This is a genomic window from Paenibacillus silviterrae (genome assembly GCF_030167925.1).
GTDB classification, from domain to species: Bacteria; Bacillota; Bacilli; order Paenibacillales; family NBRC-103111; genus Paenibacillus_G; species Paenibacillus_G silviterrae.
In genome coordinates this window covers 568,041-594,241 of the sequence record NZ_JASKUT010000001.1, presented here as the reverse complement: position 1 = coordinate 594,241, position 26,201 = coordinate 568,041, and the positions used below count along the sequence as shown (strand labels likewise).

At 55.2% G+C, this 26,201-nt stretch carries 16 protein-coding genes and 1 pseudogene; 5 read left to right on the top strand and 12 right to left on the bottom strand.

The genetic code is table 11. The annotated features are described in order from the left end of the window. Nucleotides 1-61: 61 nt before the first annotated feature. From QMO62_RS02370 to QMO62_RS02340, 7 genes are read right to left on the bottom strand one after another with little or no spacing between them, the layout of a single operon-like run. Nucleotides 62-2,815: a GAP1-N2 domain-containing protein gene (locus QMO62_RS02370; RefSeq protein WP_284638464.1), complete on the bottom strand. Its 2,754-nt coding sequence runs from the start codon at nt 2,813-2,815 to the stop codon at nt 62-64. Beyond that, on the bottom strand, nt 2,815-4,077 hold the full coding sequence (locus QMO62_RS02365) for a TRAFAC clade GTPase domain-containing protein (RefSeq protein ID WP_284638462.1): 1,263 nt from the start codon (nt 4,075-4,077) through the stop codon (nt 2,815-2,817). The genes QMO62_RS02370 and QMO62_RS02365 overlap by 1 nt, the downstream gene beginning before the upstream one ends. Nucleotides 4,078-4,097: 20 nt before the next feature. Next, entirely contained in the window at nt 4,098-4,733 is a 636-nt protein-coding gene (locus QMO62_RS02360; protein ID WP_284638460.1) for a hypothetical protein, read from the bottom strand. Nucleotides 4,734-4,753: 20 nt separating this feature from the next. Continuing rightward, a complete protein-coding gene (locus QMO62_RS02355) occupies nt 4,754-6,040 on the bottom strand; it encodes a vWA domain-containing protein (RefSeq protein WP_284638459.1) in 1,287 nt (428 codons plus the stop codon). After that, a complete protein-coding gene (locus QMO62_RS02350) occupies nt 6,037-8,448 on the bottom strand; it encodes a hypothetical protein (RefSeq protein WP_284638457.1) in 2,412 nt (803 codons plus the stop codon). The genes QMO62_RS02355 and QMO62_RS02350 overlap by 4 nt, the downstream gene beginning before the upstream one ends. A gap of 46 nt (nt 8,449-8,494) precedes the next feature. Then, nucleotides 8,495-11,884: a tubulin-like doman-containing protein gene (locus QMO62_RS02345; RefSeq protein ID WP_284638455.1), complete on the bottom strand. Its 3,390-nt coding sequence runs from the start codon at nt 11,882-11,884 to the stop codon at nt 8,495-8,497. A 46-nt stretch (nt 11,885-11,930) separates the two neighbouring features. Continuing rightward, a complete protein-coding gene (locus tag QMO62_RS02340) occupies nt 11,931-13,685 on the bottom strand; it encodes a vWA domain-containing protein (protein WP_284638453.1) in 1,755 nt (584 codons plus the stop codon). Nucleotides 13,686-13,873: 188 nt separating this feature from the next. Here QMO62_RS02340 and QMO62_RS02335 point away from each other — a divergent pair, with 188 nt between their 5' ends. The 5 genes from QMO62_RS02335 to QMO62_RS02315 all read left to right on the top strand — a co-directional run bounded on the left by QMO62_RS02335 (nt 13,874) and on the right by QMO62_RS02315 (nt 19,000). Continuing rightward, the gene (locus tag QMO62_RS02335; RefSeq protein WP_284638451.1) at nt 13,874-14,044 is read left to right on the top strand and encodes a hypothetical protein; all 171 of its coding nucleotides are present in this window, start codon (nt 13,874-13,876) and stop codon (nt 14,042-14,044) included. After that, nucleotides 14,013-14,990, top strand: a complete 978-nt coding sequence (locus tag QMO62_RS02330) for a hypothetical protein (RefSeq protein WP_284638449.1) — start codon at nt 14,013-14,015, stop codon at nt 14,988-14,990. The genes QMO62_RS02335 and QMO62_RS02330 overlap by 32 nt, the downstream gene beginning before the upstream one ends. Before the next feature lie 2 nt (nt 14,991-14,992). Beyond that, nucleotides 14,993-16,624: a hypothetical protein gene (locus QMO62_RS02325; RefSeq protein ID WP_284638447.1), complete on the top strand. Its 1,632-nt coding sequence runs from the start codon at nt 14,993-14,995 to the stop codon at nt 16,622-16,624. A 107-nt stretch (nt 16,625-16,731) separates the two neighbouring features. Beyond that, complete coding sequence (locus tag QMO62_RS02320; protein ID WP_284638445.1) at nt 16,732-17,577, top strand: stalk domain-containing protein; 846 nt, start codon at nt 16,732-16,734, stop codon at nt 17,575-17,577. Nucleotides 17,578-17,662: 85 nt separating this feature from the next. After that, nucleotides 17,663-19,000, top strand: a complete 1,338-nt coding sequence (locus tag QMO62_RS02315; RefSeq protein ID WP_284638443.1) for a 3D domain-containing protein — start codon at nt 17,663-17,665, stop codon at nt 18,998-19,000. 225 nt (nt 19,001-19,225) lie between these two features. Here QMO62_RS02315 and QMO62_RS02310 read toward each other — a convergent pair. The 5 genes and pseudogenes from QMO62_RS02310 to QMO62_RS02285 form a co-directional block, all read right to left on the bottom strand. Further along, a pseudogene (locus tag QMO62_RS02310) lies at nt 19,226-20,370 on the bottom strand (IS3 family transposase). A gap of 397 nt (nt 20,371-20,767) precedes the next feature. Next, nucleotides 20,768-22,159 carry a sugar porter family MFS transporter gene (locus QMO62_RS02300; RefSeq protein WP_284644837.1) on the bottom strand — a complete coding sequence of 464 codons (1,392 nt, stop codon included), beginning with the start codon at nt 22,157-22,159 and terminating at the stop codon, nt 20,768-20,770. A gap of 285 nt (nt 22,160-22,444) precedes the next feature. Further along, complete coding sequence (locus tag QMO62_RS02295; RefSeq protein ID WP_284638439.1) at nt 22,445-23,791, bottom strand: response regulator; 1,347 nt, start codon at nt 23,789-23,791, stop codon at nt 22,445-22,447. Next, complete coding sequence (locus tag QMO62_RS02290) at nt 23,788-25,221, bottom strand: sensor histidine kinase (RefSeq protein ID WP_348651694.1); 1,434 nt, start codon at nt 25,219-25,221, stop codon at nt 23,788-23,790. Before QMO62_RS02290 ends, QMO62_RS02295 begins: the two co-directional genes overlap by 4 nt. Beyond that, nucleotides 25,218-26,186, bottom strand: a complete 969-nt coding sequence (locus QMO62_RS02285; RefSeq protein WP_284638437.1) for a substrate-binding domain-containing protein — start codon at nt 26,184-26,186, stop codon at nt 25,218-25,220. Before QMO62_RS02285 ends, QMO62_RS02290 begins: the two co-directional genes overlap by 4 nt. Nucleotides 26,187-26,201 lie beyond the last annotated feature (15 nt).

Below are 26,201 nucleotides of genomic sequence, written 5' to 3'. Positions count from 1 at the left end.
TAAGGCTGCCGTTTAATTACCGGCGGCAGCCTTATGCTGCGGAGATGAGTGCTTTGTTTTGTTATCGACTTCCGCTATTCGACTGCGTCCCTGTAGTCTTACCGGCGGGAGATCCGCCCGTGCTCTTACTGGCTGACTGCGGTTTGGTCTCCGGAAGCGGCGGTCCTATAAGGGGCTCAAGCACAACTACCTTCCGAATCGTTTCGCTGACACCGCCGTACTTGTTTTGCGCCTTGAGGGTAAACACATTCTCCCCCTCGCGGAGCTTCACCTCGCTGCTGACCTGCCCTTGCCCGATCATTTCCCCTTCGAAATAAATGCTGGGCTTTCGATCCAGCGCATCGGTCGCTTGAATTTGGAGCGTTACCGATTCGGCATACGTCCGGTCCGGCACGCCGGTCACCTGCAGCTGAGGCACCGGGCTTATCAATAACGCTGCCACAGGCTTCCAGCCTGTTAGACCGGCAATCAAGAGAATCAACCCCAGCAGGATGGCCAGCGGTTTTCTTCGCGCCATAACAAGCTGCTGCCATTTCGGCGCTTGGCGCCGTTTAATCTCTTGGAACAACGCCCTGTAGGCCGAATGAGACACGGCCAAGAACCGCCGGGAAACCTCCTTCTGGCGCAGTCCGCGATGATCATAACGATCAAAATACCGGTGCAGCGCCGCACGATAATGCGGCTCTATCTCTTCGCCTGCACCTGTGAACCTTGGATCGGTAATACTCCATTCAATGAAATCATAAACGGAATCTTTGCCGCCTTGTGCCGCCATATACGCAAGGAGTCGATCGAAGTCATACTTCCCCCGGCCTGTCTGCCCTTTCTCTTGGCCGACATAAAAAGCAAAGGTGACAGCTCGGAAGGCCTCGACGGGAATTTTACCCGTCCACGCTCGACGCAAAAACTCTTGGGCGCGCTCAAGCTCCAGCGGCCCGAGCTGAAGCAAAAGCTCCTCCGCCTGCTCCTCTTCTCCCCTTTTCAAGGTAAGGATGTAATAAATCGAAGCCCATAAATCAAAGGTTAACCGCTGCCCCTTCGGCATATACGACAGAAGCCTCGGGTCCGGGCGATTCAGCATAAAGCCCATACGAAGCAGGTCCTCGGCCTCAAGCTCCCCTAAGGATAAGCCTTCAAGCAATTGAAGCTGCAGCTCAAGCAGCATCAGCTCACTATACTCTTCATAGCGCTGCAGCCCTTCCACGGCAGGCAGCTTTTCGAAAAAAGAAAATAAGCCGGAAGCCGTCTCTATCGCCCGTTTCCCCGAATCTTTCGTTACAAGACGCCGCAGCGCCGCTTGCGTCTGCCCGGCAAAGAAGGATACCGGAAGCATATCCGCATGAGAGGCCCAGAACGAGAGCTCGGTCATAAGCCCCCGGCTGCCCTCCGCATTCTGCAGGGCAACCGAAACACAGTCCTCGGCCGCTGCTGCCGACTGGGAATAAAGCTCTTGGAAGAAGGTGCGGAAGGAGACCGGCTGCCGCCGCAAGGTTTCCAGCAGCTCGCGGCCGGCATTTGTACCGCCTGCCGTCACGGCACGCACAACGAAGAGGGAGAGGGCACGCCGCAGCAGCACCTGCTCTCCCGGAGCGGCGTCCGCTTCGCAGGCAAACATGGCGTCGGCGAGAGCGGCGTCGGCCGTCCGCCCTACATGCCCCGTTTCTATACGAAGGAGCTGAACAAGAAGCTCATGCAGCTTCTCCTTGCCCCCTGCTTCCTTTCCTTGCTGCAAGTACTTCTTGAGAGCCTTCCACACTCCGGTCCGATCCGCATCGTACAGACTCGCTTCCCCTTGTCCGATTTCAAACAGACGGCATAACTCTTCATAAGCCGAAACGGAATACGGCAAGCTTTCCTCCAAACCCTCCAGTGCCTGCTCACAATAATCGAACAGCTCCCGCAGATGTTCTGGCGAATGGCGCCGATGCCATATCGCCTCCAGGAGCATCGGTGCCGCCGCCTTCGAATCTGCGCCTTTAACTTGACCGCCCCGGGCTGCGGAGAAGTCGAACAGCACGTCCCGTTCCAGCTGACTGCCGGCCTGTCGTAGGGCTTCCTTATCCAAGAAGGTCACGTGAATATGCTGCTTGGCCTCCGCTTCCCCGGAGAAGGTGACTACGCCGAGCTTCCGTCGGTAGGCATAAGGCAAGCAGTCGTACACCAGCTTCATAAGCTCGCGCGCGTCCCGCTCAGCCTGAACGGCTTCCTCACTCAAAACAATATATACTTTGCGGCGGTTCGTGACGGATGCCATAACGGACAAAAGCAGCTGCCCGAACAGCTGTCGGTCCAAGCCTAACCGCACCAGCAGCCGGTCCGGCTCGTCTTCCGGCCGGGATTCTGCGGCCAGCAGCCTCTTATCGTCGTTCTCCAGCTCCGGCAGACTCTTGCCTTGCGAGTCATCGTAGCTCTCAGAGAAGCTCTTCAGCCGAAAGATTCTATCGCTGCTTCGAAGCCATTCCTCCCGCAGCGCGGAAGGGACGACATATTGTTGAGTAAAGAACGCGCTGCGCTGTCCCGTGAAATCCGCTTCTACAAAAACCGTCTGCCCGATTACCAAATCTCCATGATCCGTCGGATACACAACTAGCGACGGCGGGTAGCACGTTTGCTCCGCATTTGTAGCCTGTGAGGAAGCCGGTGCAGGCGTCGTTCGCGGAGCCTTGTAGTAGCAATAAGGATGCAGGACGGATTTAATAAAGGCGCTGTCCAAGCCCGGCGATACCGCAACCGTATCAAAGCCCTCGTTGCTGCGAAACAACCCTTCGCGGCATCGGGTATAGTAATGCTGCTGAATTCGCAATGCTTGTGCCATCACCGGCGATCTCCCCTGTCGATATATTCGAGCTGGTGAAGCAGCCATAGGAAGGGCTCATCCACTCGGATCGGGCTGATGACACCCTGAACCTGCCGGTTCACGGGATTGGAGCCTAAGGCTGACACGGCAAAATAGGCCGTATTGCGGAAATACACATCGACCGCATCTTTGAACGGCCGGTCCACCTTTTCGATGAACCTGCCGATTTCCCCGTTAATATTTTCAAATTCCGTACGGTCTAAGGCTCCACGGTGTCTTACATCGCGGAATACATTGCTGTTAGGCTGAATATAATCGCCGTCTTCCTCCTGCAGATGAAGCAGCATATCGCTTTTGGTCAGCACAATCGCCGTCGGGATGTCGGTCTTGCCGCTTCGCTGATGTGAAATGAAATTTTCGTAAAGAGAAATAACTACCTCTCTAGGTTCGTCGTAGCGGGCGGCAAACTCTCCTTCCTCTCCGAGGTTCAGCCGGATCTTATCGCGAATGGTGCGAACCTGCAGCGGGTCCACCAGGAACAAGATGCCTGACGAGTTTTGAATATGCGCGGCATAAATGTCCAGATAGTCGCGCTCCACCATCCCCTCGCCTGCCACATCGAAGAATACAAGCAGCAGCGGAGCCTTAGCCTCATCCTTGAACACGAATTGAAAAATAAACGGCTCCTGCTGCTCGTTGGGGTTCGTCGATTGCAGCATACTTCCGCGCTCGAAGATCGGCTCATGATATTGCTGGCGAAACTTCCGGGAGATGTCCGCGCTGAGCGGCATGCAGGCCGCATCGAAATGGGCCGCCGTCTCGGTTTGAAGCGTATGAATGAGCGAGGTCATATAAACGGATTTACCGACCTGGGAGGCTCCGACAATCGAGATGATATTGCTCGGCACCTGCCCCGCCGTAATCGGCAGCTCATTGTGGCACTTAGGGCATAACCGCTTCCGTGTTGAGACGCCATAGCGGTCCGTGACGCCCACCAGCACCTCGCCGGAATACATCCGATGCTCCTCGGGAATCAGCTCAGGATCGATTACGGCTTCCATATCGGGCTGAGCGAGCCGGAATTTACGGCGCCATTCATTCAACCTCATATCCTCCTGCAGGGCGAATTCATCGTCATGCTCCTTCACGTGTGCCGCCCGGAATACGACCGCAGACGGCTCGTATTTGGCAAAGCAATACGGACATACAATGCTATAGAACGGAGGCCTTTCCTTTGCCTGCGGTTGTTTGTCGAAGAACTGTTTCAAAAAGCCCAGCATGGCTGCTTCCCTCCTCCTGATTACTCCGGTACGATTTCGTAAAGATCTCCATACAGCTTACCATCGGTCAAAAAGATCCGGATCCGGTCCTCCCGACCGATCTGGATCTCAGGCAGCTCCGTGACCCCTGCCGATAAATCCCGGTGGAGAGGATACCGCGTCCCGTCCCCGGGATGCAGCGGAACCCCGCCTGATTTTTTGACATAACATAAGGCTTCCTTCGGCACGGGTATTTCGCAGGTTAAGCGCAGCTTCGCCGAACGATGCTTACCGAACCATCCCCAGCCGTAACGGATCGAATAGCGAAGCTTCGCCCGCCCTCCATTGAAACGGGCTACATGCTCGCTGTCCGACTGCCGATGCGCCTTCAGCTGCCCCTCCTTCATCACGCACGGATATATTCTGAACACGCGAACGCCAAGAAAATCGGCAGGCACCCGGTACCCTCCGCGGGCCTTGTATTCCTCCCGGGTGTACACCTTCCACCTGCTTTCGTTCTCCTGCTCTAAGGCCAACTCGTCTCCGGCGGCAAAGCTGCATATTTTGACATACTGGATGTCGGAGGGCCAGTGCCAAGTCAAAACGCACTCTCCTTCCGACAGACGGCAAGCAGCCTTCGTAATCCGCTGGCCGTCTCCGGGTGAATCCCCCTGCATAGCTTTCCCTCCCCAGTCCATTAACGGAACCGACTGCCGGCACGGTCTATGGACGTATTCGCGCTCTTCGAAGGGGCAGGCGGGTGACCGCTTCGCTTGAACGGTCGCATGCCTGCGCCCCCGTCGTTCTCCTTCACTCCGTAAAGGAAGGTGGAGGCGGATAGTCCTACGGCCAGAAGCAGATCCGCGCCGGCACGGACTAGAACAGGACTGCCGTGCGGAAGCGAAAGCTCCAGCAGAAGGCCGGCCAGCAGGCCAGCGACGGCTCCGCCGATCAGGAAGCTTCGAGCGAGATGGCGATGATCGAATACGATGCCGAGCGATAGTCCCATGAGTCCCCCCAGCAAGAGCAGACCGGCCACGCGGGCTGCGGCCCGGTACAAGCTGTCCGCCTCGCCGCCTCCCCTCGCCTCCATAAGATGCCATTGCTGCTCTGAGGAGTAGATGCTACCGAACGCCTCCGGCACAAGCGCCGCTTGATCCGCATGGCGAAATGACCCGCCGGTCGCTTCCGCCAGCTGCTGCAGCAGGCGCTTTCCTTCCTCATTGCCTGCAGCGGCCAGACCGACGGTATGAATGGTCAGGCCTGCGGTCGTGTAAGGGGCCGTTACGGCCGGAACATCCGTCGGACTGTATCCGTCCGAAAGAAGAATGACGGCTCCGCGTCTCTTCACCGTACCGCTCTCGATCATATGCAGAGCCGCCTGCTGCAGCGCGCCCGCAATATCCGTCTGTCCAGCGGGAGCCGCCGCCTGCTCCAGGCGGGTGACTATATCCCGTCTCACGGAAGGGTCCTTTACAGCAGCAAGCGGCTGCAGCCACGACACCTTCTCGTTAAACAGAGCAATGGCGATTCGTTTATCGGCCGCTATACTCTCCACTAGCGACGCTGCCGCCTTCCGGCTTTCCATTTGCGGGTCGGTTTCCTTCATACTTTCCGACATATCGAGCAGCACCACGTAATCCTGCGGTTCGGCGCTTCGTCGCAGATCAAACCCGTAAGCCCACTGCATAAGCGTCCCGGATGCCAGCAGCAGGGCGAAGGAGGCGGGCACCAGCCATTTCCATCCGTCCCCCGCATACCGCAATCGCCAGTTCGCCCCGTTCAGCCGGGGGGCTATCGTTTCGGCCAGCAGGCCGCCCAGAACAATAAAGAAAGCAAGGGTGCCAAAGTATAAGCCCATGAGCAGTGCATCCCCGAGTGTGCCCGATAGCTGCATAAGCATCCATTCTCCTGCAGCCCAGCCGGCTATAGCGCCTGCCCCGCTAAGGATGATAAACAGTCCATTTATTTTACGCCGCATCATCCGTCCTTTTCTCCACCCTCCGTCTGAACATTCAGCCCAAGTCCAAGCATTGTCTCCCAATCAAATCTGTGCAGCTTGTAGTCGTTCTTTACATACTGCTCGTACAGCGGCTCTCCGCTGCGGTATACCATAAGATCCTCGGTGCGGAAGCCTCCCATAATTTTCAGCTTCTCCACTCCCGGCCTTTGCCCGTCATGGATGCAGCCGAGCTTCCCCTGCGTCCGTTCCGCCGAAGAAAGCGCGTAGCGGATCAGCTCACTATCGGCATCGCCGAACAAGTAGCTTTCCTCATAACGGTGCTTTTGGGTAAAACGGTATACGTCGGCACGAACAGCTGCTTCTTGCTCCAGATGGCTGCACAAATCCTCATACAGCTCTTCCTTAGTAAGCACCTGCCGATTTTCATAGCTGATATTGACGTTGGCCCGCTCCAGCAGCTCTCGCTCGAACGGCTGGCGAAACAAGGAATGGGCAAACCAATCCTGCTCGGCCATCTGCATCAGCCTCTTAAGGTAAGCATCATTACCGGCATCGAGATACGCAGTAACATGGCCCATCCGCCGTTCGTCCAGCTCAAACCGCTTCCCCCATCGCGTCTCCAGCTCAGAGCCGATGAGCTCTACGGCATGGCCGTAATATTCCTGTACATTCCTGCCGATACCGTCTCCGGCCTGCGAAGCATGCAAACGGCATGCCTCCTCCAGCTGGAGCTCTATATTCCCAAGCCGTTCCACATAACTCCCGAGCAGCTGATGCTGCTCCTCCAGCATCCGCTCACACCGTACCAGAAGCTCCCGCTTCAGCTTAAGCTTCAGCAGCTCAAGCCTAAGACGATACACCCGCTGCAGCAGCGCATCGACCAAAGCCTTCAAGGACGCCCTGCCCCCAAACCAGCGAAGCATCCCCTTGCGATAAGGTGCCAGCTCCGTCAGGCTCTCCTCATAGGCCGCTTCCAGCTCGGCCCGGCCGGAAGCCAGTCGATGCTCGAGCTCCTTCCGCCACTCGCTTACAGCATAAGCGATCCCCTGCCGGTCGTCCGCAGAGGTCCAGCGGTAGGCTGCCCACAGTCCGAAGCGCGGATTGGCAACCACATTCTCTCCTATTCGCCGCCTCAGGCGTTCTGCGAAGCTATCCGCCGCCAGCTCCTCGCGAAGCCGTTCGGCGAGTCGTTCGAAGAAATCGCGGGCATGTGTGCCGAACCACGCCGTTTCGGCCTGCCTCAGCGTGGCGCGACCCAGCCCTTGTTCCGAAAGCGGCTCATACAGCAGCCCCCGCATCTCCTCCACCGGATCGGGGAACCGCTGCAGCAGCGCATCCACAACTTCCCGGGCATGATCGGCCTCCAGCCCCGCCGCCGCCAAGGCTTCACGCTGCCCTGCGGGCTCATGTTCCTTCAACACCTGCACAAGTCTACGGTGCAGCTTCAACAGTACAGCGGAGACGATGGATTGGTCCGGCCGGGCAACCTTCGCGAGCCCCGCTGTTGCCAGCTGCGGCTGAGAGGCACCGGGCGACATCAGATTCCGGAGTAATAGCTGATGATTATACTGGCTGTAAGACGGCTGAGCCTCTTCCGGCTGCCGGCAGCGAAGGAAGCTTAACCGGCTGATGATCTCACTGCAGACAGCCGCATTGTCCCGAGCGAACAGTCCACGTTCATCCTTGTCACCTAGAAGATAGACGGTCTCAAAGAGAGGTGACGCCGCATGCTCCGCTTGAAGCTTGATGCCGTCGGCCGTAACCAGAAGCGGCGCCTCGAAGCGGAAGGTGCGGCTCTGCATGAGCTCAAGCTCCTTCAGAAAGCTGACGGTCAAAGCCGCATCGTAAGCATAATCTTCCCGAGTCTGCTTCTCCCGCATCAGTACGAACAAGTCGGCGGATACGGACCGGAAGCTTCCCGCAAGAACGGTTCGGGCCAATACGGTGATCTCGGGCAGCAAACAGCTATACGGATCATCGGCGCTTACCACCACGGCCAGATGCACCTGCTGCAGGGAACCGTACAGCCTGCCCTTATCCCCAATGGCTCCCGTAAGCTGACGTAGAACGACATTCAGCTGCCGGAGCCTCGTCTCCTGCTCATATAGCGACCTTGGCAGCTCGGCACGGGTGCTGCGCTTACCCTCGCCCGATTGCGGCAGCGGATACTGCCAATGCAGTACATGCTCGGCCGGTTTGCCACCGGCTTCCGGCTCAGTGGTACTTACAAATAAATAGCTTACCCCTTCGGGATGCGTCCATTGTGTCCGTTGGTGCTCGTACAGATGCTCAAGCGCCGACCCGGACCGATCTCCGAGAATCAGGAAGACAAGGGGCTTTTGAAGCATGCGCCTCCCGCTATCTCCCGATTCCCTTTGCTTCCACAGCTCTTTATCCTCCGCCGCCCAGGCAGCAAGGCGATCCTCCATGAACGCTACTCCTCCTTCCTCCCGGACACATAGGCCCGGTTTCGATTTATTTCAAGCTTCGTACCATCTCGCTTACTTTGCCGGCCATATCCTTGTAAAAGCGGTACATCTCTTCGCCGTCCGCATAATCGCCGCGATCATAGTCCAATACCGCTTTGGCTTCGCTGTACACCTCGGACATTTCCTGCAGCTTCTGTTCGAGGCCGGCGATATCCTCGGACGCTGTCATACTGCGGCTTCGCTCCGAGCTTTTGCGCTGCAGCTGGGCCTTCTGCTTCGGGTCGAGCCCGCGCAGCTTGCCGTACAGCTGAAAATCCAAAAACCTGCCAGCCTGCATGACATTGGCAAGGGGCTCCCAAGGATCCTCCTCCGGCGAGTGATCGTATACGTAAAGAGCACCTCTGCGGACGATGGTTCCGGTATATTGAGCTTCGATATATTGCTTCATGAGCCGCTCCTCGTCCAAGTGCGCTCCCAGCACCTGATCGAGCCGTTCGACCTGCCGACGCAGCAGCTCGTATTTCTCCAGTTCCTCCCGTACAAGCTGAAGAAGCTCAGGCGATCGAATCAAGTTCTCCTTGGCCATCTCTTCATTAATGCTGCCGAAAATATCCCTTACCTTCTCCGAAGGAAGACCCTGCTCCAGCAGCCCGCGCAGTTCACCTGCACAACGCTTGACCTCGCTTAGGTTCGGACGAGCCTCGTGCAGCTGCATCGCGTAAGCCGACAGCTTCCGTTCCAGATCAAGCGATCCTGTCACGACGCATTCGTAGCGGTGGATCGTTCCGCTATCGACCGATTTTTCCCGAATGATTCCTTGCTCAAGAGCCTTATCGAATATAACGCGAACCTCCGCATTATAGCCGCGTATTCTGCCGTTCACGTAGGTGTCGCCCCAGGACCGCTCCGGGATCGGCGAAGGCAAATACGTCCAATTGACCTTCTCCGTCTGAACCAGATGCCGTCCGATGCCCTCCGGCTCGAGGATCGAGCGCTCGTAGCTTTCTTCATACACCTTCAGAGGTGTGTACAAGAACAACGGTACGCCGTTCTGCGTGTTAAGCCAGAAAATACGGTTGCGAACCTCGCTTTCCTTAATGGTAAAACGGGAGTTGGCAATCGCATTGTCCTGGAAGTTGCGAATGCCCTTGAATATATTCGGCGCCTTCACCGGCACCGACACGAAGCCCCAAGACGGAAAGTTAAAATGCCCCGAAGAATTGGTCAAATGAAACACCGGCTTGGCTTCTTCATACAGCCTGCCCGCGATTTTCTGCTCGACAAGCTTCTCCAGCGAATCCTCGTGACCGTATTGGATCACCAAATATTCCTCCATCGATTTGGTGATCAGTTCACCGAAATGCTCCGTCAAAAATTCGGAGATGGAACCGACAACGTCGACCTCCTGCTCCTTCACCCACTGGTTCGCCTTCTCCAGAAGCGCCCGGGTGAAATCCCGAATCAGCTCCTGCGCATTGCGGTCCTCCGTCATTCGGCCGATCATGGAAGCCATGTCCGGTACGCTGACGACATTCCAGTAGTATGTTTTGTTCCCCTTATGGTCGATCTGCTCTTCGCCGTTCATCAGAATCTGCCCGTTCTTCTCGAAGATCCGGTTCAGCTCGTTCAGCAGCTCCGTGAATACTTGGTAGATTCTCGTGTTGTCCTGGTTGATCAAGGTATACAGATCCTCATAGAATTCGATCATCTGCTCCATGCGCTCCCGGTCGCTGTGAAGCAAATATTCTTGAATTTTCGCCTCGATATAAGCATCCTTCTTGCGATCCTTGGAAATAAACGCGCTCTTCGCCTCGCTCAGCTTATCCAGTGCGCTTTCCTGCGCCGCATGAAGATCCCGGGGGATCCTCAGCAAATTCTCCTTAATCGCTTCGATATACGAAGAGATCAGCTTCAGCAGACAGAAGCCCTTGTCCTGCAAAATCATCCTGGAAGCATAGAACGGCCCCTGCTCCGGATGCAGGAACACCCGTGTGATCTGCTCGGCAAACCGCTCCTTGATCTCTCCGGGCAGCTGCTTACGGCACTTGATGTACTCCTCGCGCGCTTTCGATAAATAGCTTTGCTCCAGCTCCGTATCCAGATCGACCACCTGCTGCTTCACCACGTTCGTGTAGCTGAGCCGCTCGCTGTTCTTGTAGCCCGGCAGCGGTTCGGGGACACGCTTGTCAAATTCGCGATGCAGCGAATCGGGATCGATTGCCAGCTTATGAGCCAGCTTCTCGACGTCCTCCTGCTTCGGTCCGGCCTGGAACATCGTCTCCATGCGCTGAAACACTTTATAGGCAAGGTAGGTGGTCATTTCCTCAATCGGCAGCACCGCCGAGGAAGCGCCCAGAATGTTGTATTGATAATTCGCCGCATAAGCCTTCGGCATTTGGTTGATGTTGGTGCGAATGTTGCTGATATAGTCGTGAATGGCAAACTCCTCGCCGGATTGCTTTTGCTCGCTGGCCATGAAATTCGTAATATTCTCGGCCGTCACGTTCATGCAGTAATCGTAGGCGTTTTCCAGCAGCTTCCCCTCCAGGTTCGTTGCCGAAATCAAATGAGCCAAATTAAACGGCGGCATCGGGGACTGCACGTTCAGGATGCTGCCGTACTGCTGCTTGAACCGCTCTCCGCGTTCATCCACGTTCATCCAATAGTCGAGCTCCTTCAGCGCCGCATACCCGTTCTTCTTGATGTATTCCCGGGAATGCTCCGTCAGGCTCTTGTTCGCCAAATTCACGTCGGGTGTGAACAGGTAGCCGAGAATGCTCACTTTATCGACTCCGGCCGACCCATAGTCTCGCTCCAGAATGCCTCGGACGATATAAGAAATGTCCAGGAAGCAGCCGCTGCCGGTGCCGCCGGACAGGCCGGTAAGCAGGAAAACCATCAGCTTCTTATTGGTGCCGACCATCAAGGACTTGACTTTGCGTTCGATCGTCTGCACGACCTGTACAATTTTCGTAAATAGCAGCAGGCGGCCCGCCTGACGGACGCCGGAGGCCCCATTGATGCCGTCCGTAATCGTCAACTCGGGGGAGAGCCATTCCTTGATATATGGCTCAATCAGACTGCGGTTCTGCAGCACGCTCCCGATTTCGGCGTTGGCCAGCAGAACGAATTCCGTCATCGGATCGAGACCGATCCCTTTGTAACGCTTGCCCCGGTCATGCTCATTCGTCTCAAAAGCCAGAAACTCAATATTGGCGGGTTTCTCCCGCTTCTTCTTCGTATAAGGATCCTCCGGCAGCTTGAATCTTCGATTCACCTGATATTTCAACCTCAGCAGCGCATCGATGCCGGTGCCTCCCAGTCCGATCACGAGCATCGGATTGTCGATGGTATCTACGCGGATTTTTTCACTGACAATGCCACCGCCAAGCGATACGTCCAGCTGTTGAATATGTTCTCTTACGACTGCTTTCATATAGTAACCTCCCGTGGGCTGCATAAGTGTTTTACAATGTGTCGCTTTATTTCATGTATTCGAGGACAACGGAACGGTGGACCCCGCTTAATGCGATGCGAACCCGGTCTCCGGCACGAAGCTCCTTGCCTGATGCCGCATCCAGCACCCTGCCGCCCTTCTCAATCACACAGGCTGTCATATTACTGAGAAGCAGACAATCCCCCGGACCCGGGCGCAGGATGATACCCTTCGTCTCCGCCAATTCCGGAGCGAGCTGCAGCAGCTGGTGCAGCGTAACCTTGCCCTTGAAGGCATTCAGCTTCCGGTATTGCGGCGTGGTTCGTTCCCCCGTGTCCTCGTCCTTCACTTCAATCACGATTTGCCCCACGAACCCTTTGTTTGCCTTGCGCCATATAGCCATAACGTACAAGCCGGCTGCGGCCAGCAGAACGATACCTACAGCGATCCATATCCAGCGGGCTCCATTCGCCGCCTCGCCGGAGGGAACAGGGGATGCCTGGGAGCCGCCTGACGCCGTAAGCTTGACGGGTGCCGATTCCCTTGTATATCCCGCGTCTTCGGCTCTGACTTTCACTTCATATTCATGGGCCTGCGGCAGCTTGTAACTGCCCTTCAGTTCCTGAGAGCCGGGGGTTAAAGGAAGCTCCTCGGACTGTCCGGTCTGCAGGTCCGTTACGATAAGGGTGGCCTTCAAACGCTTATACAGCTCCGGATCGTTCGCCTTCTGTCCGCCCGACTCCAAGTAAGCCGTAACCGGAACCTCATCTCCGATGCGCCAGGCTTTGTTTGGCAAAGGCCCCATCGTCAGCTTCAAATCGTAGTTATAGACGAGCGATATCTTAATTTGGTCCTTCGGTGCGCCTTTGACCTGCAGACGCCACATCCCCTGCTCCGGCTGTACGAGCTTGACCATCGAATAGGCCTTGGATACCGAGTGCACCACGCGGTTCGACGGAATGGCGACAGCTTGACCCTTCGGGTCCAGGAGCTTGACCTCTACCGGCGACCCGGACATGATCGAGACATTCGCCTCCTTCACGCTTGCATTCGGAATCTCAATCGGCACCTCCTGGTACCCTCCGCTGCCGACCAGCTCTTGAAGAGGCACCACCTTCAGCTTCAAGTGACGCGCGTAAATTTCGCTCAGAATGCCCGGAAGCTCGCTTGCCGAGCTGGTCACGAACGTCTTCGCCCCGGTTTCGGACGAGATCCGCTCCAGCACCGCCTGATTCAGCTGGCCGTCGGCATTCAGTCCGATCGTATAGATCGGAATGCCCTTGGTCTTCGCCCGGCCGACCGCCTCTGCAAGCAGCCGATCCGAGTCGCTCTGCGATCTGCCCGGGGGCAGCGAGTTGTTGCCGTCCGTCAGGAGAACGATCACCGGAGTATGGGACGGATCGGCCCCATTCTCCAACACCTTCAAGGCTTCATCGACGCCGACGGCAAGGTCGGTGTAGGGTCCTCTATCCAATTGGTCCATAAAAGCTTTCAAGCTCGTTTTCTCGGCCGGACCCTTCATTTGAAGCAGCGCCTTCTCGCGCATGATTCGATCTGTATAAGCGACAATGCCGATTTTGTCCCCCTCTACCGACGCCATATCGACGAACAGCTTCACCGCCTCGTAGCTCACCTTATTGCCGTCGCTCTCGTTCATAGAGGTGCTCACATCAACGGAAAGCACTGCATCCATGCGTACATTGCCGTTCGGATCCGACGCACTGACTCCGGCAGCAGCAAATAACAGTAAGGCAAGAAGAAGTGATAGTAGGGTAACCATCGATTTATTGATTACGTGCATAGGCCTTTTCCTCCAAGCAAGCGCCGTTTCACCATTTTGTGGCGCATCTGTAGTATTTTGACGAATCTGGATGTAAAATGGTTTCAACATCGCTTGTATTTGTTTATATTACCTGGTACTAATTAAGAAAAACTTTCTCAAATCTTACGTTTTTCTTAAGATGCTCACAACGACCCAAGGAGGATGTTATGCTAACCCTGATCGTTCTAATCTCTGCCGTATGCTTTGCAGGGGTACGGTGGCTCACCTTCGTCTATTATAAAAAACACGACATGACGCTCGAGCAAATCGATCAACAATTGGCAGGGCGTTTCCAGGAGGGATCCCATGAGTCCCAAGATACCCGTACGACTCCCTAAGCTCATACGAACCGCCTATTTGTTTCACCGGCTGCGGCAATGCCATCGGTGCGGCACCTACAGCAGCTTGAATCCTTCGGCTTGTCCCGGCTGCGGCGGAGAGACGTGGCAGCCGGTAACCGAAATCGCCAAGGTGATAGAACGCAAGCGCGCACAAACGGATGTGCTGATCCTGGGCACCATCGTCACCGCCGCCTACATTGCCTCCCGAAGCTTTATGGAGATGGCGGCCGCCTTACTCGTCGGCGTCGTGCTGCTTATTGTGCATGCCTTGATTCGCCGTCATTATGCCCCTTATCTACTTAGACGAACGATTCGACGCTCACTCCTGCAAAATTACGAAAAAATTCGACAAGGCCTGTTGAACGATATCGAACAGGCGGAATCCGACCTCGCTCAAGACAACTATCCTGCGGCGTATGAAAAATTTCGCGAGATCAGTTTCTTTCTGAAGGATAATCCGATCCGCATCCTGCAGCTGGCCTGCCTCAATCGGTTTATTCTGAGAAGCGACATGGACCTCGAGCTCGATTCGCTGATTCCCGAACGATTTGACGGGGAGTTCGCCGCTTACTTACTGGACATTTGCCGGGTTAAGCCGGGTCTGATCGGCCGTGCCTCCATCGAATACACGGTAAAATACCGGCAGGAATTCGAGCGGCTGCCTTACGGAGAAGAGATTCTTATCGCTGCCGCCGGTGCGGCCTTGCGTGTCAGAGCTCACTTGCCGCTCTTCCGGGAGCTCGTCCTTGATTACGCCGAACGGCTTCCCGAGGACCGCTTGCAGCGCTTGCACCTGCTCGCCTCGGAACGGGCAGCGGTCGATCGCGAGCTGTTCAGTCAAGTCGAGCAAATATGGAACCGGCGCTATGGTCCCCTCCCCCCGGCCGCTCAAGCTGAAGAGCCGGACGCCGCCTACGAACAGACGAAGAGAGCGGGAGAATGACCATGGGAAATCTATATCAACGCGCGAACCGGCTGCAGTGGACTGCAGCGATAAGCCTCGGCGTCATGCTCGCCTTATCCGGCTTGAAAACCTATGGTGCCGTGCAAACCGTTCGGCAGTATGAACAAGCGGAGACCTACCATGCAGCCGGACGGCTAGTGGAGGCCGAAAGGCTGTATCGGCAAGCGGAAGCAGCCTGGGGCTTCGATTACCGGAAGGAGGACATCCGTGCCGCCTTGGAGGAGCTGACACCGATTGTGCAGGTGCTTGAGTCGGTGGACTCGCTATCGAGGTCTATAACGGCTGCTGCGGCTGCCAAGGATGTCGGCGGACTCGTGAAGGGATACAATGAGTATCAAGAGGCGAAGAAGAAGTATCAAGCTGTTGGGGCCGCTGCCGGAGAACGATTTGTTGGTGCTGCAGAGGAGGCAAAGCTGGAAGCTCAGCTGGCGGACGCCTTCTCGGCAGCGCGGGCTGCCGCGGAGCAGCGGCTTCGAAGCATGAAGCCGGCCGAAGACGCCGGTGCTTCGGCTGCCGAGCTGATCCGCATCCCCTCCATGTATTACGGCGGGGATGCAGCGAAGCGGAAAGCCGTCGACGCCCTTCTGCAGGCGCGTGATATTGCGAGGCTCGACGCGCTCGCCCGTTCGAAGCCTTATCTCGAGGTGTGGGCTCTCGGAGAAGAGCTCCGGCAGTTCTATGTACAGCAAGGCTGGGAAGCCCCATGGGTGGCTCCCAAGCTAGAAAGGCTCGCCATCGGCACCCTCACGATCCTCGAAAAGCAGGATTTGAGTAAGTTTTTGGATGCCTCCCGCGAGCTTAAGAAATATGAGATATGGGTGCCATCCGGCGGAAAAGCGGACTCTTACATCCAGTCCATCCTTCAGCAGCGCCTTGCTTCAGCCGCTTCGCTGGAGAAGTCGGGTAAATACGAGGAGGCCATCGCACTCTATCGTACGCTGGGCTCCCTGACGGATACGTCTCAAGCCATCGCCTCGGCGGAGCGGCGAATGCTTGCCGGCGATCCGTTCAAGCTCTTGGCTAATGCCGGCGCCAAAGGCAAGCTCACGTCAGCGGCACGGCTGACAGGGCGTAACGGCTCCGCTCAAGCCGTCGCGTTGAACGAAGCCGGCACCCGGCTGTTTCTGGCGGAGCTGCCGAGCGACGAAGGCACGGCCCCGCTGCTCATGGACATGACCATCGAGCCCGCGCTTCGCACAGCCTCCCTTCGCTCTATGGAAGGATCGGACCCGAACGGACCGCAGCTGCTGCTGGCTGAGGGAGCTTCCGCCCAGCGGAAGGCGAGGTTTTTGCTTATGCAGGTCAAAGCCTCCGGCTTGGAGCCCTTGCTCGATCTGGAAGCGGACAGCTTCACGTTACATAAGAACGGCGAGATCGAAGTAATACGACCCGCTATCGAGGGACCGAAGAAAGGCAGCAGCGTGCTTCGCGCTCTGTACCGCCGGGAACAGGATAAGTATGTCCTGATTCATACGGACCTTGAAGAGAAGCCGGTTCCGAGGAGCATGGACCCCCAGAAGCCCGATGAAGGCAAACCTGCAGCAAGGCCCGTTGCCGGGAACGAGCCCGCTTCAGAAGCGCCAAGCGCTAAGCCTAGGCCATCCTTGCCGTAAGTCCGTACGGCGGCAAGGCCGCCATCGGCAGGTTTCATTAGCGGCAATGTGGAATGAATAGGCATATGAAATAGTTTTAGTCCATCCTAAACAAAGGGGATAATCAAATGTCGGCAAAAAAAATGACTGCTTTACTCTGCCTGCTTATGGGATGTGCCGGTGCCGTGCAAGCTTCCGGCATCAATGGGGATTACAAAGGGGATCCCATCGTTCGAGTTTTAATGGAGGGCAAGGTGCTTCAGGCAGAGGACGTACCTGCCGTAATCCATGACGGGCGGACCGTAGTTCCCCTATATCTTTTGAAGCAAGCTGGCGTTTCCGTCCAGTGGGATCAAAGCAATTACCAGGTTCAACTATCCTTTCCGGATCCCAGCCGAAATTTCACAAGCATTTTGCAAAAGATAAATGCAAAATTGAAAGATTACGACGCAAGAAACGCGAGAATCGTCTTTGATGAGCAAGGCCCCTACCTGCAAATCGATTTGCAGATGGCAGGCGACTCGAACAGGAACAATGACCGGATCATAGCCTTAACGGGATTTTTGAGAGATGTCAATCTGGATATGCTAGTCGTATACACCATCCATAATAACCAGGTTATGAATGTCACTTCCGTACAGCGTTCGGATGCGGAGCTATTTCTGAACAAGAAGCTTCCGGAGCATGAGTTTACCAAAAAGTGGAAATCAATCACAGTCACCTCTGTGACAGACGTTTCTTCACTTAACCTGCGCCCGGAGCCGGTGGCCACAGCTCCCTCTTCTCCGAACAAGGCGCAAGCAGCTTGTAATGAAATTATGGCTTCCTATGTAATACAGAATCAACGTGAAGTGAATACCTATAATGCCGGCGGCGCTAACAGAGACCCGAGCGGGTTTCAGCAGCATCTACAGAAGCTGAAGGAAAGCACCAATTCTTTGTTAAAAGAGGTAGGTTGTCCTCCGGTTGAATAAATATGATCCCCCTCCCGATTGACGAATCCAGAACCTTCCAGTACAATGTTCGACGAAGTCAATAGCGAATCATCGGGAGGACGATATGGGGTCAAACAGCATTACCGCCCGCGCGCTTGCTGGGCTCTTACTGATCAGCGCGATGTGCGGCCCGGCTGCGGAAGTTCGCGCATCGGCAAGCTTTATAGATACAGAAGGTCATTGGGCGGCTGAAGCGATCGAGTGGGCCATCAAGAACCACATAACCGAGGGGTATCAAAATAGTACCTTCCAGCCGGACAAGCCGGTGACGGAGGCGGAATTTCTGGCCATGCTGTTTCGGTCCACCCCCGTTACAGAGGCAGTGTACGCAGCCAACCCGCCGGCAGCAGCGGAGGCCGTGTCCAAGGGCAGCTCAGCCCATTGGGCGGATGCCCTGTATACGCAGGCGGATAAGCTGAATTATCCGGTCATGGGCACGAACAGCCTTGAGAAACGCGCCCTACAGTTGACGCGGCTCCGTGTAGCCGAGCTCATGGCGGGGGTCTATGGCTATTCTTATCAAGGCGAAGCTGCCGTCATCTTCGTGATGGCCAATGAGCTGGCGGAGGGGAAGGATGACTCCTTCACGGTAGAGAGCTTCCGCGGAGGGGAGCCGATCACCCGAGCGGAAGCGCTTGAGGTGCTTAGGCGCTCGAAGGTGCGGCAAGCGTGCCGGCCGGCCGAGCCTGCACTTACCCGGCTGGCAGTCAGGGACTCTTCATCCTCCGGGACACCGGAGGTAAAGGCTTACTGCAATCAGCCTAAGCGCGCGCCCGATCAAGCTGCGCCGTCATCCCCTGCTGACACCGGCGGCATGAAAGCCGACATCGTGTCGAACGGAAGGGCCACTAATGCTGCACCGGAGCCACAGCCTCAGTCGCAGAAGGCTAATGAGAATCCCGCTGCCGAACAGCGCGTATATTATGTGATCAAGAAAGGGGACACCCTCTATAAGATTTCCCGGCTATTTGGAATTGGAGTACAGGAGCTGACGGAAGCGAATCATCTTGCCGATGCGGCACAAATCAACATCGGCCAGCGACTGTACATTCCCGGCTTTCGTTTACCCGAAGGGGAAGGCGAGATCACCGTCAGCCATGTTATAACCTCCACCTTGACCGCCTATACCGCGGGGTACGAATCAACAGGTAAAGTACCCGGAGATCCGGCCTATGGAGTAACGAAAAGCGGCACCTATGTCGAGGAAGGACGTACCGTCGCGGTAGACCCGTCGGTCATTCCGTTCGGCTCGAAGGTGTATATTGAAGGCATTGGTTATCGGACCGCCGAGGATACGGGCTCGGCCATTCTCGGCAGCCGATTGGATCTGTTCGTTGAAAACGTGGACGTTGCACGTCAATTCGGTGTGCAAAGAGGCGTAACCGTGTACGTCCTGGGGTAGCTGGAAGCAACCGAACGATCGAAACAGTCCATTTCTGCAAAAATACAAATTTCCCCTTGATTTTGCATCAAAATCATAAGGATTTCTGCGTAAACTGCCTGCGGCCTATAGTTTGCGTTACAGGGCGTCTGGTGCTTATCACAGCCAGGTAATGCTCCCTGTAACGTTATAAATTCACCTTACTGTACCAAATATGGACCTCTGTCAAGAAAGTAGACACAGAAACTAGGAGACCCGGTGTTGTTCATAGTACCTCTTCTCGCACTGATGCGGGGTGAGATAACCAATCGTCGAGTGGATGCGGATCCGGTTGTAGTCGAACTCAATGTACCGGTAAATTGCATCATACGCCTGTTTTCGGGTGTGAAACTTCGTTTGGTACACGAGCTCTTTCTTCATTACGCTGTGGAAGGACTCGATACATGCATTGTCGTAGCAGTTGCCCTTACGACTCATGCTGCCAATCATCTCATGCTTCGTCAGCCGCTCGCGGTATTCGTTTGAGGCATACTGTGAGCCTCGATCAGAATGGTGAATTAAACCTGGAGGAGGCTTTTGCCGTTCACAAGCCTGGTCAAACGCCTCCAACACTAGTTCTTTGGTCATTCGCTCCCCAAGCGCCCAACCGACAATTTTGCGAGAGTAGAGGTCCATCACGCTCGCTAGGTAAACCCAGCCCTGAGATGTCCCAATGTACGTAATATCTGTTACCCATACCTTGTTCGGTGCAAGTACGTTAAAGCCGCGGTTTAACACATTGTCATACACCGGTTGATTATGTTTCGAGTTGGTGGTTGCTTTGTATTTCTTCACTGTGCAAGAGCACAGCCCCATCTCTTTCATCAGGCGAGCCACTGTTTTCGTCGAGATGGTATCGCCTTCTTCACGCAATTTGGCTGCAATCTTATCACTGCCGTAACGACGCTTGTAGGCATAGAAATGATGCTGGATTCGCTTCATCCGTTTCTTGCGAAGCTTTTCCTGTTCGCTCGGCTTTCGGTTCAGCCACTTGTAGTAACCGCTTCGGGAAACGCCCATCACAGAGCACATCTTCTCAACACGAAACTGGAAGCGGAATTTACGGATAAACGCGTAAATCAGTCTCGGTTTTTCGTGAAGAAGTGCATCGCCTTTTTTAGAATCTCGTTCTCCTCTTGAAGTTCTCGATTCATCTCTTCGAGCTTTTTGAGTCGTTCGTAATCGACAAACAGTTGCGACTTTTCACCCGTGTTGGTAAACTGCTTTCTCCACGCCCGAATGCTGCTTACGGGGATATCCAATTCCTTGGATACTTCGGCTGGGGTTTTCCCACTCTCTTGCATGTGTTTTACGGTTTGACGCTTGAACTCTTCATCAAAATGCTGACGAATATCTCCCATGACACACCTCGACCTTTTAGTTTATTTTATTGTACCAGGTCGCTGATAGAGTGTGTCTACTTTCTAGTCTAGCTCCAATATGTGTTCATCTGCGACCGTAAGATGAAAAAATCGCGTTACAATGCGTCTGGTGCTTATCACGTCCTGGTAACGCTCCTTGTAACGTTATCAATTCACCTTACTGTACCAAATATGTGTTCATCTGCGAACGTAAGATGAAAAAATCGCGTTACAGGGGCGTCTGGCGCTTATCACGGCCCGGTAATGCTCCTTGTAACGTTATGAAATCACCTTCTTTAGCAGCTTTGTATCCCTTGCTCACAGGCGATACTAACATATCATAATAAAAACAAAGGGGTGCTGCCGCGGCAGCACCCCCTCTTTAGCATTATTTAGCCCATAAGCCTTCGATTTCTTCAAGCGATTTGCCCTTCGTCTCGGGTACCAGGCGCATGGTGAAAAAGAACGTAAACAAGGACATAGCCCCGAAAATCCAAAAGGTTATCGCCGGTCCTGCCGTATTCAACAGCGGCGGGAACGATTGGGACACGACATAGTCCGCCGCCCATAAAGCCATAGCCGCTACAGCCGTCGCAATCCCGCGAATGCGGTTCGGGAAGATCTCCGAGATGATAACCCATACCACCGGTCCGAGCGAGATGGCAAACGATGCAACATACAGCAAAATGAAAAGCAGAACCCAAGGTCCCGACGTGTGGCCTGATTGAAAGGCCATCCCGATGACGATCAAGCAGACGGTCATGGAAGCGGAGCCGATGAGCAGCAGCGCCTTGCGCCCGACCTTATCGATAAGCCACAAAGCCAGTATGGTAAATAGGAAATTGATAAATCCGACCATAATGGTTTGAATCAGGGAGGCGTTGGTGCCGGCTCCCGTTTGCTTAAAGATTTCCGGCGCATAATACATGACCGCATTAATCCCTGTGATCTGCTGAAGGATCGCCAGACCTACCCCGGCAATCAGCGCAAGGCGCAGCCCGGGGCTCATCAGCTGTCGCAGCGTTCCGGCTTCCTGCCGGAACGATTCCTTGATGTCCAGCACCTCCTGCCTTGCAGGCTCTTCGCCGTGAATCTTCAGCAGGATCGGCAGGGCCTCTGCCGCACGTCCCTGTTTGATCAGCCATCTTGGGCTTTCCGGCACGAAGAAGAGGAGAACGAGAAACAGCAGGCCGGGAACCGCACCGACACCGAACATCCAGCGCCAAGCCGTGCTGACGGCCCATGCCTCGTCTCCCGCTCCGGCTATCCAAAGATTGATGAAATACGTGAGAAAAATACCCGTAACAATGGCAAGCTGGTTCAATGCCACTAACCGTCCGCGATATTTGGCCGGAGCGATCTCCGCGTTATACAGCGGGCAGACGGTCGAGGTGATCCCGATACCGATACCGCCGATCATACGGGCAATAATGTATGCGGTGAACGTAGCCGGTAACGCGGAGCCGATCGAACCGATAATGAATAGAGCGGCTGCGCCGATCAAAACCTTTTTGCGCCCGAATCTGTCACTGACCATACCGGACATCGCAGCCCCGACGATACAGCCTATGATGAGACTGGAAACAGCCCAGCCTACCTCCACCTGCGTTAAAGCGAACCGCTGCTCCATAAAACCGACTGCGCCCGATACGACAGCCGTATCAAATCCGAATAATAAGCCACCTAATGCGGCAACAATGGACACTAACGTAACAAAGATCAGACTAACCTGCGTTTGATTACCGGTAAGCTGCCCGTCTTGCTCTTGGCGACCGTTCATCGTAAGTTCCACTTTTGTCTCCCCCTTCGCCGTCATACGGATCCGAATCTTGATGTATGTTATATCTCTTAGCAGGATGCTTTGAGCTTACATAGAGCTGAGCGAGCTCATTATAACATGGTCGGTTCACGGACAAACGAGCGATTCCCTTCATTATTGTGTGTTGTACCCGCATTAAAAAGTCATGAAGCGGAAAAATATGATTTGCGCGGGAAAGCTAGCATTTTTTTATCGTAAAAACACAAAAAAGTCCTTGTCTCGAAGACTTGGACTTTGTATGGCAAACTATTGAATTTGAGTTCGATATTCCGTAGGAGTAAAGCCGGTCACCTTCTTAAAGACCCTGCTGAAATAATTCGGATCCTTATACCCCACCTCATAACACACTTCCTTCAGACTGAGCCGAGCTTCCGCGATTAATATTTTGGCTTTGTCGATACGCAGCCGGGTAACAAAATCAATGAACGTATCGCCGAATTGCTGCTTAAAGATTTTGCTGAAATAATGGGGATTGAGATGCACATAATCGGCCACCTCTTCGAGCGACACCTCTTCCGTATACCTCTCCGTAATATACTTTTTCGCCCGGTCCAGCACCGTTAAGGTCTGCAGCTCCCGCTCCTCCCGAATGCGCTGAAGCGCCGCGGTAACATAGGAACGATGCAGGCCGTCCGAATCCGCAGACGACTTCGAGGCTTCCCGAGCGCTTACCTCTTTCCCTTGCTTCAGCTCGTCAAAGTGGCATACCGTACCGCCGTTCTCACTGCAGGTGGAAGCAATCACCGCTTCAAAGTAGGATTTGCGAAAGCCCGCAGCCTCCTTCCCCTCCGAGCCGATGCCGACGAAGATGTCTATGCCAAGCTGGCGGTTCGCAAAGCTGCACAGCTGCTCCCCGTATTTTTTCACATGCTCGAGCCAAGCAGTTCCGGAAAGCTCCGAACGTTTATGGAGGAACACCGTCATATGAAGGTCGATGAGTGAGCTGACAATGCAGGGCAGGCCGTTCGTTTTGACGAAGCTTCGGAGGCTATCGTAAATTTTCCGTTGATCCAAAGAACGAATGTCGGGAGGAAAAGCAACCACCAGCGCACAGCCTTCCTCCAACGGAAAATCAAGCCATTCCGACAGCAGCCGGGCATCGGTCTCCACAATTTGATCGACCATGAACATCAGGGAGAGCTCGTTCTCCATCAGCGGCTCCAGCTGAAACATTTTATCCCGAAGCTTAAGCTCGTCCGTCCGTTTCCGCTTCTCTTCCTCCAGCTCCTGAACGAGCTGCTCAAGCGTGCCGACAAGCTCGTCACGTTTAGCCGGCTTCACGATGTAGCTGCTCACCCCCAGAGTCAGCGCTTCCTTGGCATAAGCAAAATAATCGTAAGCCGTAACGAGCACGAACTTGGTTTCCGGCAGCCGCTGCTTGATCTCCCGGATAGCCGCCAGCCCTTGAATACCGGGCATGTTCACATCCATCATGACAATATGCGGCCGATGCTCCTCCGCGCGCTCGATAGCGGTTCGTCCGTTCTCCGCATGAATGACCTGGAACCTGCCGGGCATTTGATTCCTGACGATCCATTCTAAGCCTTCCCTCTCCAGAGCTTCATCATCCGCGATCAACAGTCGATAACTCACAACATTTCCCCCTCCTCTCTCTGAGGCAGCAGCAAAGTAACGGTCGTTCCCTTACCCGGCGTGCTGCTGATGCTCACCAAATCATGGCGGCCGTAGAACAGCTGCAGCCGTTTAAACACGTTTCTTGTGCCGAGCCCCGTCGATTGCTTTTTGTCGGATTCCCCTTCCAGCCGCAGCAGGGCTTGCCGCATCTCCTCCGTCATCCCCCGCCCGTTATCCTGTATGGCAATTTGCACGCCTTCGGTAACGCGGCGGATATCCAGCCGAAGCAAGGCTCCTTTCTCCATCCCTTCCAGGCCGTGAACGAACGCGTTCTCGACTATCGGCTGCAGCGTAAGCGCCGGTACCTGTACCGACAATACGGCTTCGTTATAGGATAGCTCGAACCGGATCCGATCGCGAAAGCGCGCTTGCTGAATCGTGAAGTATTCCCGGATATGCTCAAGCTCATCCTTAAGCCGCACAGGCTGATCCAGCGTCCGAAGATTGTATCTCAGCAAATTCGACATCGATACTATCAGATCGCTCGTCCGCTCGGCGCCTTCAATTAATGCCAGCTTGGACAAGACGTTCAGCGTATTGAACAGAAAATGGGGATTGATCTGGCTTTGCAGCGCTTGCAGCTCCAGCTCCTTCACCAGCTTGTCCTTCTCGAGGCTTTGCTTGTCCTTCTCGATCATAAGCTTCAGCTCGCTTGACATTTGGCCGAAGGCGGCTGACAGCAGACCAAGCTCATCCCGGGACGGCGTCTCCGACTCGCGAAACCCATCTTCCAGGTTGCCCTTGGACATCGAGCGGACCCGCTGAACCAGCCGGGAGACCGGGACGGTAATGCTGCGGGAAATCCACAAGGCCAGAGCGATACTCATCAAGGTGTTGATGACGAGCACAGCCATAGCCAACCGAGTCATGCGGGCATTTTCGCCGCTAATTTGCCTGTAGATCGGTTCAAAGGCGGTCAGCTCCAGCTCAATGAGCCGCTGGCCCTCTTCCCGAATGAAGCCCGTTGTTTTTTCCGCTTCCTCGTAATGGGAGACAGCCGCCAATGCCGATCGGTTAGCCGCCGCCTCCAGCGCCTTTTGTTCCTGTTCCATCAGGGTATCCAACATATGAGTATAGTTCATCCGTGCCGCGGAAGGTAAAGACGTATTCGTCTGTGCTGCTAACGTCTTGCGCAGCTCCTTGATTCGGCCGTAGAGCTGCTCGATATTCGTCGCTAACCTTTCTTCCGGACCGGTCAGCAAGCTGTACAGACGGCGAAGGCTGTCCTCAGCCGTATGAGCGGTTTCATTATAAAGAAGGATTCGGTCCATCATCAAGCCGTAGCTTCGCTGTACGAGAGTGCCGCTGGCAAACAGAAGGAAGGTAACAAGATTCACCAGCAGCACCAATAAGGGAAGAAACAACAGCAGCTTCGTCCGGATGCTCATCGGCAGATCCCTCCGGCTACTGTGATGTCCGTGTAGTGCATAGGGCCGGGGACACGGCCTGCGAAGAAGTCATGCAGCAGCGAAACCGCCGTTTGTCCCATCTCCCGGGGCTGCTGGACAAGCGTTGCCGAAATCGTACAAGCTTGAATCCCTTCCATGGTCTCGCGAAGATCGTCAAAGCCGAAGATCGTCATGCCGTTCGCTTGAACACGCTTGACCGCATCGAGAATGCCCACGGCATCCAGCGTGCTGAAACCGATCATATAACCCACCCCTGGATGCTTCAGCAGCAGTTCTTCCGCTTGCCGCGACGCCTGAAGGCGGGATATGTGGGACGACCGAACCTCAACAATCGACAGCTCGGGATACCGGCCGATGACCGAACGGAATCCGTCCAGCCGTTCCCGCTGATTGCTGGCCTGAAGCTCCCCGACGAGTACGCCGATCCGTCCTCGCCCACCGGAGGCTTCCGCGACAAGGCGCCCCATACGCTCACCGGCTTCCGTATGATTCGAACCTACATAAGCCAGACGTTTGCTGTCCCGTTCGTCCGTATCCACGGTAATGACAGGGATACCCTGCGCGACGGCTTGATCAATAAGCTCACGGTAGGCCGGATCTCCCAGGCCCTGAACCAGCAAAGCATCCACCTTCGCCGCGATTGCTTTCTCAAGCAGCTTCCGCTGCTCCAACGGGTTGATTCGGAACGGTCCAGCATAGTCCAGCTCATAGGCGTGGGCTGCGGAAGCCTCTCTGGCTCCCTGCTCGACCGTACGCCAGAAGGGGTTGTCCAGCTCCTGGGAGATCAGCATGATCCGCTTCGGCCGGTCGCCCGCAGGCTGTTCCTGTGTCAAGGATCCGACCCATTGATGAATTCTCAGGGTAGAGAACAGAAACATGGCCAAACCCGTGGCGAAGAGAATACTTAATGTAATAACGACGATATTCCAGCTCCGGTTCGACATCGATAACTCCTTGTA